Source organism: Candidatus Eisenbacteria bacterium (genome assembly GCA_035577985.1).
In the GTDB taxonomy this organism is placed as follows: Bacteria; Desulfobacterota; Binatia; order DP-6; family DP-6; genus DATJZY01.
In genome coordinates, this window is record DATJZY010000043.1 from 41035 (window position 1) to 56723 (window position 15689).

General features: G+C 68.3%; 15 protein-coding genes. 3 read left to right on the top strand and 12 right to left on the bottom strand.

Annotated features, from left to right (window positions below):
- Positions 1-73 precede the first annotated feature (73 nt).
- On the bottom strand, positions 74-274 hold the full coding sequence (locus tag VMS22_07310; GenBank protein ID HXJ33836.1) for a hypothetical protein: 201 nt from the start codon (positions 272-274) through the stop codon (positions 74-76).
- 228 nt (positions 275-502) lie between these two features.
- On the opposite strand from VMS22_07310, the gene VMS22_07315 reads away from it, so the two are divergent.
- The 3 genes from VMS22_07315 (at position 503) to VMS22_07325 (ending at position 3048) form a co-directional block, all read left to right on the top strand.
- The gene (locus tag VMS22_07315; GenBank protein HXJ33837.1) at positions 503-952 is read left to right on the top strand and encodes a hypothetical protein; all 450 of its coding nucleotides are present in this window, start codon (positions 503-505) and stop codon (positions 950-952) included.
- A 402-nt stretch (positions 953-1354) separates the two neighbouring features.
- A complete protein-coding gene (locus VMS22_07320; protein HXJ33838.1) occupies positions 1355-2617 on the top strand; it encodes a DUF4056 domain-containing protein in 1263 nt (420 codons plus the stop codon).
- Positions 2614-3048 carry a hypothetical protein gene (locus VMS22_07325; protein HXJ33839.1) on the top strand — a complete coding sequence of 145 codons (435 nt, stop codon included), beginning with the start codon at positions 2614-2616 and terminating at the stop codon, positions 3046-3048. The genes VMS22_07320 and VMS22_07325 overlap by 4 nt, the downstream gene beginning before the upstream one ends.
- Before the next feature lie 181 nt (positions 3049-3229).
- On the opposite strand, the gene VMS22_07330 is transcribed toward VMS22_07325, so the two are convergent.
- From VMS22_07330 to VMS22_07380, 11 genes are all read right to left on the bottom strand, one after another.
- Positions 3230-3367 (bottom strand): hypothetical protein, encoded by a 138-nt coding sequence (locus VMS22_07330; protein HXJ33840.1) that lies wholly within the window; start codon positions 3365-3367, stop codon positions 3230-3232.
- A 117-nt stretch (positions 3368-3484) separates the two neighbouring features.
- Positions 3485-4810 carry a hypothetical protein gene (locus VMS22_07335; protein ID HXJ33841.1) on the bottom strand — a complete coding sequence of 442 codons (1326 nt, stop codon included), beginning with the start codon at positions 4808-4810 and terminating at the stop codon, positions 3485-3487.
- A gap of 124 nt (positions 4811-4934) precedes the next feature.
- On the bottom strand, positions 4935-5492 hold the full coding sequence (locus VMS22_07340; protein ID HXJ33842.1) for a hypothetical protein: 558 nt from the start codon (positions 5490-5492) through the stop codon (positions 4935-4937).
- On the bottom strand, positions 5489-7036 hold the full coding sequence (malQ, locus tag VMS22_07345; GenBank protein HXJ33843.1) for a 4-alpha-glucanotransferase: 1548 nt from the start codon (positions 7034-7036) through the stop codon (positions 5489-5491). Before malQ ends, VMS22_07340 begins: the two co-directional genes overlap by 4 nt.
- The gene (gene pgm, locus VMS22_07350) at positions 7033-8715 is read right to left on the bottom strand and encodes a phosphoglucomutase (alpha-D-glucose-1,6-bisphosphate-dependent) (GenBank protein ID HXJ33844.1); all 1683 of its coding nucleotides are present in this window, start codon (positions 8713-8715) and stop codon (positions 7033-7035) included. Before pgm ends, malQ begins: the two co-directional genes overlap by 4 nt.
- A gap of 2 nt (positions 8716-8717) precedes the next feature.
- The gene (locus VMS22_07355; GenBank protein ID HXJ33845.1) at positions 8718-11219 is read right to left on the bottom strand and encodes a glycogen/starch/alpha-glucan phosphorylase; all 2502 of its coding nucleotides are present in this window, start codon (positions 11217-11219) and stop codon (positions 8718-8720) included.
- Positions 11220-11277: 58 nt separating this feature from the next.
- Positions 11278-12306: an alcohol dehydrogenase AdhP gene (adhP, locus tag VMS22_07360; protein ID HXJ33846.1), complete on the bottom strand. Its 1029-nt coding sequence runs from the start codon at positions 12304-12306 to the stop codon at positions 11278-11280.
- Between the two features lie 76 nt (positions 12307-12382).
- Positions 12383-13213: a polyphosphate kinase 2 gene (gene ppk2, locus VMS22_07365; GenBank protein ID HXJ33847.1), complete on the bottom strand. Its 831-nt coding sequence runs from the start codon at positions 13211-13213 to the stop codon at positions 12383-12385.
- 25 nt (positions 13214-13238) lie between these two features.
- On the bottom strand, positions 13239-13478 hold the full coding sequence (locus VMS22_07370; protein ID HXJ33848.1) for a hypothetical protein: 240 nt from the start codon (positions 13476-13478) through the stop codon (positions 13239-13241).
- A gap of 8 nt (positions 13479-13486) precedes the next feature.
- The gene (locus VMS22_07375) at positions 13487-14608 is read right to left on the bottom strand and encodes an ABC transporter permease (protein ID HXJ33849.1); all 1122 of its coding nucleotides are present in this window, start codon (positions 14606-14608) and stop codon (positions 13487-13489) included.
- A gap of 3 nt (positions 14609-14611) precedes the next feature.
- Positions 14612-15689: ABC transporter permease (locus tag VMS22_07380; protein HXJ33850.1), on the bottom strand; the 1078-nt coding region annotated here is incomplete at its 5' end.

Genomic DNA, 15689 nt, shown 5'->3' on the forward strand with positions numbered 1-15689 from the left:
AGTATGGCGAGGTGGATTGAAGTGCTGAGCGGCGAAGACGCGAGAGAACATGCCGAACCGGCGTGCACAGTCGTTACGAGCCGCTCGGGTCGGTCGGGTCGACGTCGAGAAGCGCGTCGAGCGGCTGGCCCGATCGGTCGCGGAGATTGAGGTCGCGCTCCGCCGTGCGGAGGCGAGGATCGAAGCAGACGCCCGGGGGCGGATCCAGATGCTTCGCAAGGAAGCGCACGAGCAGCTCGCCCGACTGAGCGACCACCAGCGCGAGGCGACCCACCTCCTGTGGCAGCTCTCGACCGCCGCGGAAGGGTCGTGGGGCGACCTCAAGCAGGCTGCCGACCGGGCGCTGACCGAAGCGCTTACCGTCGCGGATTCGATGCTCGAACGCTTCCGACGCGCCGTCCCCCAGTGAACCACCGCCACGAGCGCGCTGTTTGGAGTGCTACACCGTATGTGCTCGCGATGGCGGTCGCCGACAGCAATACCTCGAGCGGAGGCTAAACCTATGGATACCGCAATCGTCAGTGCAACGGCCGCCGTCTTCGGGTCGCTCGTCGGGGGCTCCGCCACCGTCGCTACCGCCTGGGTCACGCAGAAGACGCTCAGTAGACGTGAGCTGATGGGCGCCGAGATCCGCCAGCGTGAAACGCTCTACGGAGAGTTCATTCGCGAATGCTCCAAACTCGTCGTGGACTCGTTGGAGCGTACATTGGACCAGCCGGAGACGTTGTCGTCCGCGTATGAGCTGGTCAATCGCATCCGGCTCTCCGCATCCGACGCGGTTCTCGCAGAGGCGGAACACGTGTTGAGACAGATCACGGAGCAGTATTTCTCGCCCAATCTTTCGGTCGAAGAACTTCGCGCGCTTGTTCGGTCGGGGAGTGGGGCCGATCCCTTGAAGTCCTTCGGCGAGGCGTGCCGCGTCGAACTCAAGTCGATGCGCGCCAAAGTCTAGCTGGCCGATGGCGGAAGGTGAAAAGATGCGCGGCCGAATCGCCGGCACGCGCGGCGACGTAGGGGGGCCGACGAAGGCGGGACGACCCATGCCGAACCGGCGTGCAAGGTCGTCGCGAGCCGCCCGCGTCGGTCGGCTTGACGTCGAAAAGCGCGTCGACCCCTACCGAGCGGGAGGAGATCGTGCGTGCGCTCGAGCAGGCGAACTGGGTCCTGTCCGGCCCGCGGGGAGCGGCCGCGCGTCTCGGCATGAAGCGGACGACGTTGCAGTCGCTGATGAAGCGACTCGGGATCGTGAAGCCCGACCGAAGCCGCCGCTCCGCGATCCCGACGCCACCGCTCCCAGTGCTGATCGCGGTTTCGCTGGAACTCGTGCCCGCCATCCGTTATGCGCTCGGTGGGGATGATCGGGCGGGTTCGCCCGCATGCATGCGCGCTGCTCGCACTGACGGCGTTCGTCGGCTGCGTCCATGCGCCGTCGTGGATGGTGCGGCGTGCGGTGACGGGGGAGGACGTGGCACGCGTCCTCGACGAGCCGGCCGCCACGGAGCGGCCCCTCACGCCGTCCGACATCCCCGCGATCCCGGTGCGGAACGGGCTGCGTCCGTGCTGCGCGTTCGGGATGAGGCTCGGCGCGAGCATCGGACCCGTCCCCGTCCCTTTCTTCACGCTGAGCAACATCATCGGCCTCGATCAGGTCGGTCCCCATACGTACGACGCCGAGCCGTTCTCGGCCTCGGCATCGTCGAAACTGGACGCCTTCATGCGCGAGAACGACGCGCTCCTCTACACGTGCCGCGGCGGCTTCATCGACCTCGCGCACGTACGCGACAACGCCGACTGGACGCTGTTCTGGTCCGCGGCCATCGCGCGAGCGTCGCTCACCGGCGCGACGATCGAGCTGCCGAGCGAGGGCGGTGCGCGTCGCGTCCACCTGCACCCGCTCCCGCCGGACCTGGTCGGGCGCTACGGCCTTCGGCGCGTGGCCATCACCGTGGCGCAGTGGCTCGCCTTCGAGCTGTCGGTCTGGCACGAGATTGCGACCACCTACGGCTGGTCGGCGATCGAGCTCTACCCGGAGTACCTCTCCGCATTCTCGCCCGAAGACCTCTACTCGAACCTGCTCGGGATCAAGATCGCCGGCGGACTCCTCATAAACGCGGGCGAGGAGGAGACCGACGTACTGTACGATCGGCACATGGACGAGTGGCTCCGGGCGACGCTCGCGTATCTCCAGCCGGTGAGCGCCGACGCCGGTGCGGAGGCGATGCGGCTCATCGACGGCGTCTGGTGGGACTCGCACGCCCGTCTGCCCGACCCACGCCTCGTGCTCCGCCGCTATACGGACGCTGGGGCGCAGCTGACGCCGTGGGTCGTGTCGCGCGCCTACGCATCACCGGCGATGCAGGCGTGGGTCGACCGCCACTGCGCCGGCGCCGAGCACCCGCTGACGCTCCGGCGCGGCTCCGCGATGGACGGGCACGAGGTCAAGGACATCGCCACGCTGGAGATCGACGTCCACGTGCCCGATCCTTTTCCCTTCCCGCGGCTGGGGTCGACCCGGATCACGCAGGAGGACTTCCCGGTCGTGCTCCAGGCGGTTCGCCGCTACGGGATCGACCGGCTCGGGCCAAACGCCCTCCGTCCGGAACGGACCGCCGAGTGACGCGCCCGAGACTCACGCTCGCGGCGGTGCTCGCCTGCGCCTGCACGCCGACCGTCCACCACCTGGCTCCCTATCGCAGCGACCCCACGGCGGCGGAGGCGCTCGAGCGGCGGGCGGAGACCCGCTGCACGCACCTGCGTGGCGTGATCCCGCCACATCACTTCACGACGGACGGCTGCTCGATGTGGCCCGACGACGGATGGGTATGGTGCTGCGTCGAGCACGACATGGCGTACTGGTGCGGCGGCACGAGCGCGGAGCGCAAGCGCGCCGACGCGACGTTCCGCGACTGCGTGTCAGCCGTGCACGGCGCGCCCATCGCGTGGCTCATGTACGCGGGCGTCCGCATGGGTGGAGCGCCGTGGGAGCCGTTCCCGTGGCGTTGGGGCTACGGCTGGGACTACTGCCTCGGCGACAATGGACGCCGGTAGGCCGGGCCGACGGCGTCTCATGTGAGGACCGGACAGGCGGAGATCGTCAGGTCAGCCGAAGCGAGCCGATCGCGTCCCGCAGGACGGTCACGCTGCGCTGCAACGATGCCCGCTCGACGTCGTCGAGTGCCGGGGGAATCGTCGCGAGCGCGCCGCCCGAGGGTTGACGCCGACAGTGGATTCAGACGACGTAGCGCGCGTGGAGATGCCGGCGGAACTCCTCGCGCTCCACCGGCGCCCCCGTCCCGCTGATGGCTTCGAGCTTCGCCAGCCCGGCGGCGAGGTCGGCATCGCCGAGCACGTAGCGCCATGCCGGCACTGCACACGAGTGCGATGGCGCCGATGGCGTGCGCGACCACGTCCACGTCGTGGAGTCGGAACAGCGAAGCGAGCATTGCGTCAACCGCCTCGACGTGCGAGCTGCTCGGTGCGCCGCTCACACGTCGAGCACGCTCGTCGATACGTGGTCCCAGTACGTGACCTCGCCCTCGTGCCACTTGACGAAGCGCGCGGTCCCATCCTGCGAGACCACGATCGCGAGCGCGTCGTGCACGAAGTTGCAGAGCCGGTAGGCCGAGCGGTGGCGGGTCCCGTCGCTCTCGACCGACTCGCGCACTTTCGCCGTGCCGTCAGCGTCGAGCGCGCGCGCGACGCAGCGCACCGGCGGCAGATCGCCCCCGATCTCGGCGCCGAACCCGATCAGTTCGAACCGTTTGTTGAGCACGACGGCGCCGTCCACCGTCGCCAGCACCGCGACCTGGTGCGCCAGCTCGAAGATGGCCTCGTCGATCTGCGCGACGTCGCCGTCGGTGCTGCTCACGTACTCCTCCCAGCCGACCCTGCGACGCTCCGGGTGCGTCGGCTGCGCGGCGGCAAGTGCGTTGATCAGCGCGACGATGAGCGTGCGGAATCGTCGGCTCGGCTCCTCGGATGCGAAGCCGTACTTGGGCCGGACCCGGCCGTCGAGCTTCGCGATCGAGCCGTCGCCCTCCGGCGGCAGGAACAGGATCGCGCCGCCGTGGTGGCTGTTGCGCATGAGGCCGATGACGCTCCTCACGGAATGCTGCACGATCAGGCGCGTCACGTCCGGATCGACCTCCGCCCACGGCGTCGTCGCGCGGTCGCGCGCCTCGTGGTGCAGCGCGAGCACCTCGTCGCGCCACCCGGCGAACGTCGCCGGTAGCCACGTCGAGTCGAAGACGTCGAGCGACGGCTGCACAATCCGGCCGCCGACCAGCGCTGCAAGCGTCACGAGCCCCTTGCACACTGCGATCCGGCCGGGTGCGGTCACGCGAACGACGAGGTTCGCCGGCAAACGCTGGAAGCTCTGCCGTCCGCCGTAGATCGCCTGCACCCAGCGCGGTCCGGTCGTCACCATACCCCACAGCATCAAGCCGCGCGGCTCGATCCGAGCGCCGATCAGCGCGCGGTGGAAGTCGACCGCGGGCGCGAGCCGACGTAGCTCGTGGTGCGAGAAGGGACGCGGCTCGTCGAAGAGCAGCCGGTGCACGCCGTGCGGCGGTCCGGCGGGCGCCGGAAAGGTCGCGGGGTTCGCAACGATCAGGCGGAAGCGGACCACGCGCTCCTCCTCCCGCAGGAGGCTCGCCTGGTAGCAGGTGGAGAGGATGGTCTCGACGACGTCGGGCGGTGGCAGCTCGTCGTGGTCGTGCGCCGCGTCGCAGTAGTCGTCGCTCAACGCCGAGCCGTCGTGCCACGTGCGAACCAGCACCTCCGCGAGGTCGGCCGGATACGAATGGGTCACGCGCGCCCCCGTGCCTTGTAGAGGTTCACGACCGCAAGCGGCTGATCACCCCACTTCGGCGAGCTGTGCGTCTTTCTGGTAGATCTGCTGGTCCGCACGATCGCACCGTCGCGGAGATCAGCCCCTATTTCGTCTGGACCGAGATGATGTAGTCGGCGATCAGCGCCACCACACCGCGCGCCGCCGCCCCCTGCGAACTCGTGCCTGCCTGGGTGCTGCCCGCCTGGGCGTGGCGGATCTGTTCCCATACCTCGGCGTGGGGGGACGTGAGGTCGACGTGCTCGACAACGGCGATCCACTCGTGGGCGGGAAAGAGGCCGTTGTTCCGTGCGACGTAGCGCCGGAGGTCCACCTTCCCATCGGTCCGGCGATAGACCGCCGAGCCGGGTCCGCCGCCTGGTCCGTGGCATGGCGTGCAGTACTTGTCGTACCAGACACGCCCGGCGGCGACGTGTGCCTGGTCGATCGCGTTCTCGGCGGCATTCTTGGCCGACGCGACCGGCAAGCCGGCGATCAGGATGCCGATCGCCGCCGCGGACAGGCGACACCCCAGCCCGGCCATTCGAGTCCTCGGGTTTCTCTCGATGTAGCGCGCGAGCGTGCCGTCGTTCAGGAGATCACGGGTGATGTTGTCGAGCCAGAGGCCCTGGCGGAGGTCGTGGAGCAATCCAGTCGCTCTCATGATGTCACCTCAAGTCGGTTCGATCTCCGCGTGAGTTCCCGCAGCCCTTCGAAGGTTTCCGGTGATAACGTCGTTTCGGTGCAGCGCCAACGCCAGTTACCCGCCGCATGACCGGGTACGTTCATACGCGCGTCGCTCCCTAGGTTGAGCAGATCCTGTAGCGGCGTCATCGCCAGCACCGCCGCAGACGACCACGCCAACTCCAACAATGCCGGCGCGACCTCACGACTATCGCCCGCGGGCCGCTTCAGGTAGGCCCACACGCGCTGCCGCGCTTCGTCCGGTAGGGCTTCGAACCACCCGCGCGTCGTGTTGTTGTCATGCGTGCCGGTGTACACCACCGAGTTGGCAACGTAGTTGTGCGGCAGGTAGGGATTGTCCGCGCGACCATCGAAACCAAACTGCAGAACGCGCATTCCCGGGATCTGAAACTGGTCGCGAAGCGCACGCACATCCGGCGTGATCACACCCAAGTCTTCGGCGATTAACGGGAGGGTACCCAACTCCTTCTGGACCGCGCTGAAGAAGTCGGCGCCCGGACCGGGGACCCAATGGCCCGCTCGGGCTGTGAGCGCTGCGGACGGGACGTGCCACGCTGCGGCGAAGGCACGGAAGTGATCCAGACGGATCGCATCGACATGCTCCAGCAAGGCGCGCAGGCGATCGATGCACCAGCGATAGCCGGTGCGCCGCAGGGCGTCCCAGTCGTAGACGGGATTGCCCCACAGCTGCCCCTCCGCGCTGAAATCGTCGGGCGGCACACCGGCGACAAAACGCGGGCGGCTCCGGTCGTCCAGCAGGAACAGCTCCGGGTGCGTCCACACGTCGCTGGAGTCGGCAGAAACGAAAAACGGCAGGTCGCCCATCAAGCGCACGCCCTTGCCACGGGCATAGTCCTTGAGGCGGTTGCCCTGACGGAACAACAAGAACTGAGCGAAACAGACCTGGTCGATTCGCTCCGAGAGTTCCTGGCGGGCTCGATCCAACGCCGCCGGGACACGCTCTACCAGCGCCGACGGCCAATCGAGATAATACGCATCGTTGTGCTTTGCCTTCACTGCGCGAAATAGCGCGTAATCTTCTAGCCAGTGCGCCTGCGCGTGACGGAACTCATCAGAAGCGACCTGTAGATCCCGGCGGCCTACGTGCTTGAAGTTCGCCCAAGCCGTTTCGAGCAGCTGGTGCTTGAACGGGATGACGACGTCGTAGTCGACGGCCACCGCCGAAAACGAACGGGAATCGAACTCGCCGGCCCGCACCAAGCCGTCCTCGATGAGAGCCTGTGGGCTGATCAAGACCCCGTTGCCCGCAAAGGACGACGACGATTGGTACGGGGAGTTGCCGTACCCCGTAGGACCGAGGGGCAGCGCCTGCCACCAGCTTTGCCCGGCGTCGTGGAGGCGGTCGATCCAGGCCCACGCGGACGGTCCGACATCGCCAACGCCATACGGCGAGGGCAGCGAGGTGACGTGTAGCAACACGCCCGAGGCACGGTAGCCGTCTGGGACCGGCGGAACGTTCGTCAGGCGGCCGTCCTCGCTCATGGTCGTGCTCCTCGCGATCCGCGGCTCGGCGCAGAGGTCCCTAACGCCGTGCTCACGATCGCTCGGGCTTCGGTCACGATGACATCGAGGTGGGCATGGTCCCTGAAGCTCTCCGCGTAGATCTTGTAGATGTCCTCCGTGCCCGACGGCCGCGCCGCGAACCAGCCGTTCGCTGCCACGACCTTGAGGCCGCCGATCGGCGCGTCGTTCCCCGGCGCGGTGGTGGTGCGAGCGACGATCGGCTCACCGGCCAGCGTCGTGGTCGTGACCGCGGCCGGCGAGAGCGCCGCGAGCCGCGCCTTCTGCTCGGGGGTCGCCGGGGCATCGATGCGCGCGTAGCACGGCTCGCCCAGCTCGGCCGTTAGCGCCCGGTAGTGCGCGCCCGGGTCCTTGCCGGTGCGCGCCGTGATCTCGGCCGCGAGCAGGTTCGGCACGAGGCCGTCCTTGTCCGTCGTCCACACCCCGCCGTCGCGCCGGAGGAAGGTGGCCCCGGCGCTCTCCTCGCCGCCGAAGCCGATCGTCCCGCGCACGAGGCCGTCGACGAACCACTTGAACCCGACCGGCACCTCGACGAGCTGCCGCCCGAGGCGCACCGCCACCCGGTCGATCATGCTGCTGCTCACGACCGTCTTGCCGACGGCGACCGCGTCCGACCAGCGCGGGCGATGTCGGAAGAGATAGTCGATCGCGACGCTGAGGTAATGGTTCGGCTCCACGAGGCCGGCGCTCCGGCTGACGACACCGTGGCGATCGGCGTCAGTGTCGTTGGCGCAGGCGACGTCGAAACGGTCCTTCAGGCCGACCAGACGCGCCATCGCGTACGGCGAAGACGGGTCCATGCGGATCTTCCCGTCCCAGTCGACGGTCATGAAGCGGAACGTCGGGTCGACGGCGTCGTTCACGACCGTGAGGTCGAGTCCGTACCGCTCCGCGATCGCGTGCCAGTAGTCGACGCTGGCGCCGCCAAGAGGATCGACGCCGATGTGCACGCCGCTCGCGCGGATCGTTTCGACGTCGACGACCGAGGCGAGATCGGCGACGTAGGCGTCGCGGTACTCGAATGCGTGCGTGGTCGGCGCCGTGCGCGCGCGGTCGACCGGTATCCGGGCGACTTGGCGCACCCCGTCCGCGAGGAGCGCGTTGGCACGCTCCTCGATCCAGCGCGTCACGTGGGTGTCGGCCGGCCCGCCGTGCGGCGGGTCGTACTTGAAGCCGCCGTACTCCGGTGGGTTGTGCGACGGCGTGATGACGATGCCGTCTGCGATCCCGCTCCGGCGCCCGCGGTTGTATCCCAGCACCGCGTGCGACACGACCGGCGTCGGCGTGTATCCGTTCCGGGCATCGACCATGACGTCGACGCCGTTCGCCGCCAGCACCTCGAGTGCGGTCGCGAACGCGGGCTTCGAGAGCGCATGCGTATCGAAGCCGAGGAAGAGCGGCCCGTCGATGCGCTCCTGCTTCCGATGGAGGCAGATCGCCTGCGTGATCGCGACGATGTGGTCCTCGTTGAAGGTGCCGTCGAGCGAGGAGCCGCGATGGCCCGAGGTCCCGAACACCACCTGCTGCGCCGGCACCGACGCATCCGGGCGCTGGGTGTAGTAGGCATCGATCAGCCTCGTGACGTTCACGAGAACGGACGGCGGCGCCGGCTCTCCGGCGATCGGGCTGATCGCGGCCATGGTTACGTCACGATGCAGGGCTTCGCGTTCCAGATCCCGGCGGCGTACTCGGCGATCGTCCGGTCGCTCGAGAACCTGCCCGACGCCGCCACGTTGAGGATCGCCTTCCGCGCCCAGCCGTCCCGGTCGGCGTAGAGCGCGCCGAGCTGCCCGCTCGCCTCGAGGTAGGCGCGCAGGTCGGCGAGATGCATGTAGTAGTCGCCGTGCGTGAGGAGCGCCTCGCGGATCGGCTCGAACGCTCCCACCTCGTTCTGGCTGAACTGATTGGAGAAGATGAGATCGAGCGCGGCCCGCGTCTCCTGCTCGTGCTCGTAGTGCCATCGCGGGTTGTACCAGCCGCGGCTCTCCGCCACCTGCTCCGCGGTCAGGCCGAAGAGGAAGAAGTTCTCCTCGCCCGCCTCCGCTGCCATCTCGATGGTCGCGCCGTCCCGCGTGCCGATGGTGAGCGCGCCGTTCATCATGAACTTCATGTTGCTCGTGCCGCTCGCCTCGTAGCCGGCCGTCGAGATCTGGTTCGACACGTCGCTCGCAGGGATGAGCCGCTCGGCGAGCGTCACGGAATAGTCGGGCAGGAAGACGACCTTGAGCCGATTCCTCAGCGCGGGATCCGCGTCGATCGTCCCCGCGAGGCCGTTCAGGAACTTGATGATGATCTTCGCGAGGTGGTAGGCCGGCGCCGCCTTCCCCGCGAAGAAGAACGTCCGCGGGACCATGTCGAGCCGGGGGTTCGCGCGGAGGCGGTCGTAGAGCACGACGATGCGGAGCGCGTTCAGGAGTTGGCGCTTGTACTCGTGGATGCGCTTCACGTGGCAGTCGAAGATCGTGTCCGGGTCGACGGCCTGGCCGGTCGTGGAGCGAACCCAGTCGGCGAACCGCACCTTGGCGTCGCGCTTGGCTCGCCGGAACGCGTCGCGAAGGCCGGCGTCGTCGGCGAGCGGCGCGAGCCGCGTCAGCTCGCCGAGGTCGGTCACCCAGCCCGCACCGATCGCGTCGGTGATCACGCTGGCGAGCGCCGGGTTCGCGAGCCGCAGCCAGCGCCGCGGCGTCACGCCGTTCGTCTTGTTGCTGAAGCGTTCGGGGAAGAGCTCCGCGAGGTCGCGGACGGTCGTCGTGCGCAGCAGCTCCGAATGGATCGCCGACACGCCGTTCGTGCTGTGCGAGCCGACGATCGCGAGGTTCGCCATCCGGATCTTGCGCTCCGAGCCCTCCTCGACGAGCGCCGCGCGCTGGACGCGTCCCTCGTCACCCGGGAAGCGCCCGCGGACGTCGTCGACGAGCCGCCGGTTGATCTCGAGGATGATCTCGACGTTGCGTGGAACCAGAATCGCGAACCAGTCGAGCGGCCACTTCTCGAGGGCCTCGGGCAGGAGCGTGTGGTTGGTATAGGCGATCGTCCGGCGCGTCAGGTCCCAGGCCTCGTCCCAGGGCAGGTGCGCGTCGTCGAGGAGGATGCGCATCAGCTCGGGCACCGCCATCGCCGGATGGGTGTCGTTCAGCTGGATCGCGACGTGATCCGGCAACGCGCTCCAGTCCGCGTTCCCCCGCCGGAAGCGGCGGACCAGGTCGGCGAGCGCGCAGGCGACCAGGAAGTACTCCTGCACGAAGCGAAGCCCCTGGCCCATCGTCGTCGAGTCGTCCGGATAGAGGACGCGGGTCAGCGACTCGGCCCCGAGACTCTCGGCGAGCGCGCCGACGAAGTCGCCGTGGCTGAACTGCGCGAAGTCGAAGTAGTCCCGCGCCGCCGCGGCCCAGAGGCGGAGCGTGTTGATCGTCTTCCCGCCATAGCCGACGACGGGACGGTCGAACGGCATGCCGATCAGCGTCGACGGTCGGCCCGGGATCGGCTGGAGGGCGCCGGCGCGAACCTCGAACGAGCAGTTGAGGTTCACCTCGACGCATTCGTCCGGGCGCGCCACCTCCCACGGGTCGGGACGACGGAGCCAGTTGTCTGGCTGCTCCCGCTGCCAACCGTCCTCGATCGTCTGCCGGAACATCCCGTAGTCGTAGCGAAGGCCGTAGCCCATGGCGGGCAGCTGCATGGTGGCCATCGAGTCGAGGAAGCAGGCCGCGAGCCGCCCGAGGCCCCCGTTGCCGAGCCCGGCGTCGGGCTCCTGCTCCAGCAGCCCGAGCCAGTCGAGCCCCTGCTCCGCCGAGACGCGCCGGGCGATGGGGTCGAGCAGCAGGTTCATGACGTTGTTCGCGAGCGAGCGCCCGATGAGGAACTCGAGCGACAGGTAGTAGACCCGCTTCGGGTTCTCGCGTTCGTAGGTCTGCTCGGTGCGGATCCAGCGCTGCGACAGGACGTCGCGCACCGAGCGCGCGACCGCCTCGAACCGCTCGCGCGCCCCGGCCGACGCGACGTCCCGGACGCTGTCGAACAGGAGATGGCGCTCGTACAGCGCATCGGACGTGCCCGAGAATTGGACGGGGCCGCAGCCGTACTGCGCGAGCAGGTCCGCCGTCGCGGGCGTGGCGTCGCGAGGAAGATCGGTCGGATGACTCATGCGCTTCTGCTGGCCCTTCGCCTGGTCGCTTTTCCCCCTCGCCATCGAGCCCCTCCGTCTACATCAACCTGAGCACGATCCGACCGTCGACGTTCCCTGCTCTGAGGTCGGACAGCGCCCGGTTGATCTCTGCGAGGGGCGCCCCGTGAACGTGAGCACGCACCTTGCCCGCGGCTGCGAATTGGATCGCTTCGGCGAGGTCCTCCCGCGTCCCGACGATCGAGCCACGGATCGTGATTCGCTTCAGCACGACGTCGAAGATCGGCGTCGGGAAATCTCCAGGTGGCAGGCCGACCAGGCTCACTGTGCCCTTGCGCCGCACCATCCGAAGCGCCTGGGCGAAGGCGGCCGGCGACACGGCCGTCACGAGCACGCCGTGCGCGCCGCCGCCCGTCTGCGTGACGACCTGCTGCGCGGCATCCGGTGCCCTCACGCTGACGGTCACGTCGGCGCCGAGCGAGCGGGCGAGGGCCAGCTTCTCCTCGGTTACGTCCAGAGCTACGACGTGCAGGCCCATCGCCTTGGCGTACTGCACGGCCAGATGGCCGAGCCCGCCGATCCCGGAGATCGCGAGCCACTGGCCCGGCCTGGTATCCGTCTCCTTGATGCCCTTGTAGGTGGTGACGCCCGCACAGAGGATCGGCGCCATCGCGACGAAGTCGGGACGGTCGGGGAGCCGCGCGACGTACGCCGCCGATCCGACTACGTACTCCGCGAAGGCGCCGTTCACGCTGTAGCCGCTGTTGTGCTGCGCCTCGCAGAGCGTCTCCCAGCCGGTGATGCAGTACTCGCACGTGCCGCACGCGTCGTGGAGCCACGCGACGCCGACGGGGTCTCCTTCCTTGATCCCGCCGACGCCGGAGCCGACGGCCGCCACGACCCCCGCCCCTTCGTGACCCGGAACGAACGGCAGCGTCGGTTTCACCGGCCAGTCGCCGTCCGCCGCGTGGAGGTCCGTGTGGCAAACGCCGCACGCGGCGACTTTAACCAGGACCTCGCCGGGTTCCGGCGTCGGGATCGGGACGTCCTCGATCGTGAGCGGCGCACCGAAGGCGCGTACCACCGCCGCTTTCATCGTCATCGCCATGTGACGCTCTCCGTATGTGGTCGGCGCGGCGCGTGGCTTGTCATCGCGCGCCAACGAGCCCCGGCAGGGCCGCCGTTCAGAACTTCTCCGGGACGAACTTATACGGGTAGTCGGGCTCACGGTAGCCGTGCGCCTTCTGGCGCTTCGGCAGCTCGATCGCGTCGCGCGGCAGCTTCTTGTACGGGATCCGGCTCAAGAGGTGCGTGATGACGTTCAGGCGCGCGCGCCGCTTGTCGTCCGAGCGGACGACGTACCAGGGCGCCCACGCCGTGTCGGTCGCCTGGAACATCTCGTCGCGTGCGCGCGAGTAGTCGTACCAGCGTCGGTAGGATTCGAGGTCCATCGGCGAGAGCTTCCAGATCTTGCGGCCGTCGTGGATGCGCGCCTCGAGGCGGCGCGTCTGCTCCTCCATGCCGACCTCGAGCCAGTACTTGAGGAGGACGATCCCCTCGTCGACCATGATCTTCTCGAAGGCCGGCGCGAGCTCGAGGAACCGCTTCGTCTCCTCCTCGGAGCAGAAGCCCATCACGCGCTCGACTCCGGCGCGGTTGTACCAGCTGCGGTCCCAGATCACGACCTCACCCGCCGCGGGGACGTGGTTCACGTACCGCCTGAGGTACATCTGGCTCTTCTCGCGCTCGGTCGGCGTGGGCAGCGCGACGACGCGAAACACGCGCGGGCTCACCCGCTCGGTGATCGCCTTGATCGTCCCGCCCTTGCCGGCGCCGTCGCGGCCCTCGAAGACGATGCAGATCTTGAGCCCCTTGTGCTTGACCCATTCCTGCAGCTTCACGAGATCGACGTGCAGCTTGGCGAGACGCTTCTCGTAGTCCCTGCGGCCGAGCCGTTCCGATCTTTCCTTCCGGGCGCGGCCGCCGTCTTTGGACGCCTTCTCTCGTGATGCCATCTCGGTCCTCCTAAGCGCGCGGGCTTCAGCGGTCTTCCTGGCGCGCCGCCACCGCGGCGACGTTCCCGGGCGCGGCGCCGCTCAGCTCGCCGAGGAACGCCTCGAGCGCGGCGTGTACGGACGGACACACCGTACTCCGGTCGAGGTGCGCGCCGAGGCCGCGCCGTTCGACCTGCACGCGGACCGGCCGATTCGCCCGCGCGAACTTGAACGCGATGCCTTCCATCACGTCGCCGCGAAGCGATGCGCGGCGGCTCTCCGCCATCTCCGTGCTCACACCATCGTGCCGATCGTGGCGCGAAAACGCGCCAGCGCGTAGCCGAACAGCGCTGCGCCAATGCCGAAGAGGACGACGAACTGCCGCCACACCACATCCAGCCCCGCCCCGCGATAGAGGATCGCCTGCGCCAGCATCACGAAATGCGTCGTGGGAGCGGCCAGCATCACCGTCTGCACGAAGCTCGGCATGCTCTCGCGCGGCGTGATTCCGCCGGACAACATCAACAGGGGGATCAGGGTGATCATGAACAGCAGCCCGAACTGTGGCATCGAGCGCGCGATCGTGCCGAGGAACATGCCGAGCGACGTCGTCGCGAAGAGGTTCAGCGCTGCGCCGACGAGGAACAATGCGACCGACCCCTCGACCGGCATCGCGAGCACGCCTCGGATGACGAACGCGAGCGACAGGCCGCAGACCACGAGGACCACGAGGCCGTTCGCCCACACCTTGCTGGTCATGATCTCGAACGGCGTGACGGGCATCACGAGCAGATGCTCGACGGTGCCATGCTCGCGCTCGCGGATGAGTGCCGCGCCGGTGAGCACGACGGAGAGCATGGTCACCTGGTTGATCAGCTCCATGATGCCGCCGAACCAGGTCTTCGTGAGCTGCGGGTTGAAGCGCACCCGCTCGGCCAGGTCGACCGGGAGCGACATCCTGGACCGGTGGCGCTCGGCGAACGCCTGCACCTCGGTCGCGACGATCTCCTGGACGTAGACGCTGCCCGTGTACGCCTGCGACATGCGGGTCGCATCGACGTTGAGCTGCATCGTCGGCCGACGCCCGGCCAGGAGATCGCGCTGGAAATCCGGCGGGATGTCCAGCGCGAACGTGTCGTCCCCGACGTCCATCCTCGCGTCCATCTCCTGCTGCGTGATGAACGACGGCGGCGTGAAGTACGGCAGGTAGAAGGCGCCCGAGATGCGCGTCGAGAGCGGCGACCAGTCCTCGTCCACGATGCCGATCGACGCACGATTGAGCGTCTCCGGCATCACCGTGGCGGCGGCGTAGACCGCGAAGGTGAAGCCCCAGAAGATCAGGAACAGCATCACGGGGTCGCGCGCGAGACTGCGCAGCTCCTTGACGCCCAGGTGAAGGATGTTCGACGCGCGCACGACTCACTTCTCCTGCTTCTGGAGCAGCGCCCCGGTGAGCGCGAGCAGCACGGGCACGGTGATCAGCAGCGGAACGAACGACAGCCGCAGGGGGTAGAAGCCGAGCGCCTTCGAGAACGTGCCGCGGGCGATGGTGAGGTAGTGGGTGGTCGGGAAGACGGCCCCGATGATCGCACCGAATCCCTGGAGCGAGGACACGGGGTTGATCATTCCGGAGAACTGTGAGGCGGGCAGGAACGTCATGATCGCCGTCCCGAAGATGGCCGCGACCTGGCTGCGAACGAACGTCGAGATCAGCAGCCCGATCGCCGTGGCGGTGCCGACGTAGATGAGCGTCGCGACCACCAGCGTCACGAAGCTGCCCTTCAGCGGCACGCCGAACACGGTGATCGCGAGCAGCACCATCGTGACGAAGTTGATCATCGCGAGCACGACATAGGGCAGCTGCTTCCCGAGCAGGAACTCGAGCCGCGTCGTCGGCGTGACGTAGAAATTGACGATGGAGCCCATCTCCTTCTCGCGCACGACGCTGAGCGCGGCGAGCATCGCCGGGATGAACATCAGCAGCAGCGGGATCACCGCCGGCACCATCGCGACGATGCTCTTGACGTCGGGGTTGTAGCGATAGCGCAGCGCGATCTGGAACTGGTCCGCCGGATTCGACACGCCGAGCTCGCGTGTCTTCTCCCGCAGCCACTCCGCGTGGATCTCCCGCATGTAGCCGCGGATCGTCTCGCCGCGGTTCGGCATCGCCCCGTCGATCCAGGCGGCGACCTGCACCGGCCGGCGCCGGGCGACGTCGCGACCGAAGCCGGGCGGCAGCTCGATCGCCAGGCTGAGCTCGCCGGATCGCATGCGGCGATCCAGATCGTCGTAGTCGGTGATCGGCGCGAGCTCCGTGAAGTAGCGGTTCGAGCCGAACAGGTTGAGCGCGTAGTCCCGGCTGATCGTCGTGTCGTCGCGGTCGAGCACGGCGAAGGTGAGATGCTCGACGTCGAGCGTGATCCCGTACCCCATGATGAACATGAGGATGACGGTGCCGAGCCCGGCCATGGTGAGGCGAACGGGATCGCGGCGCAGC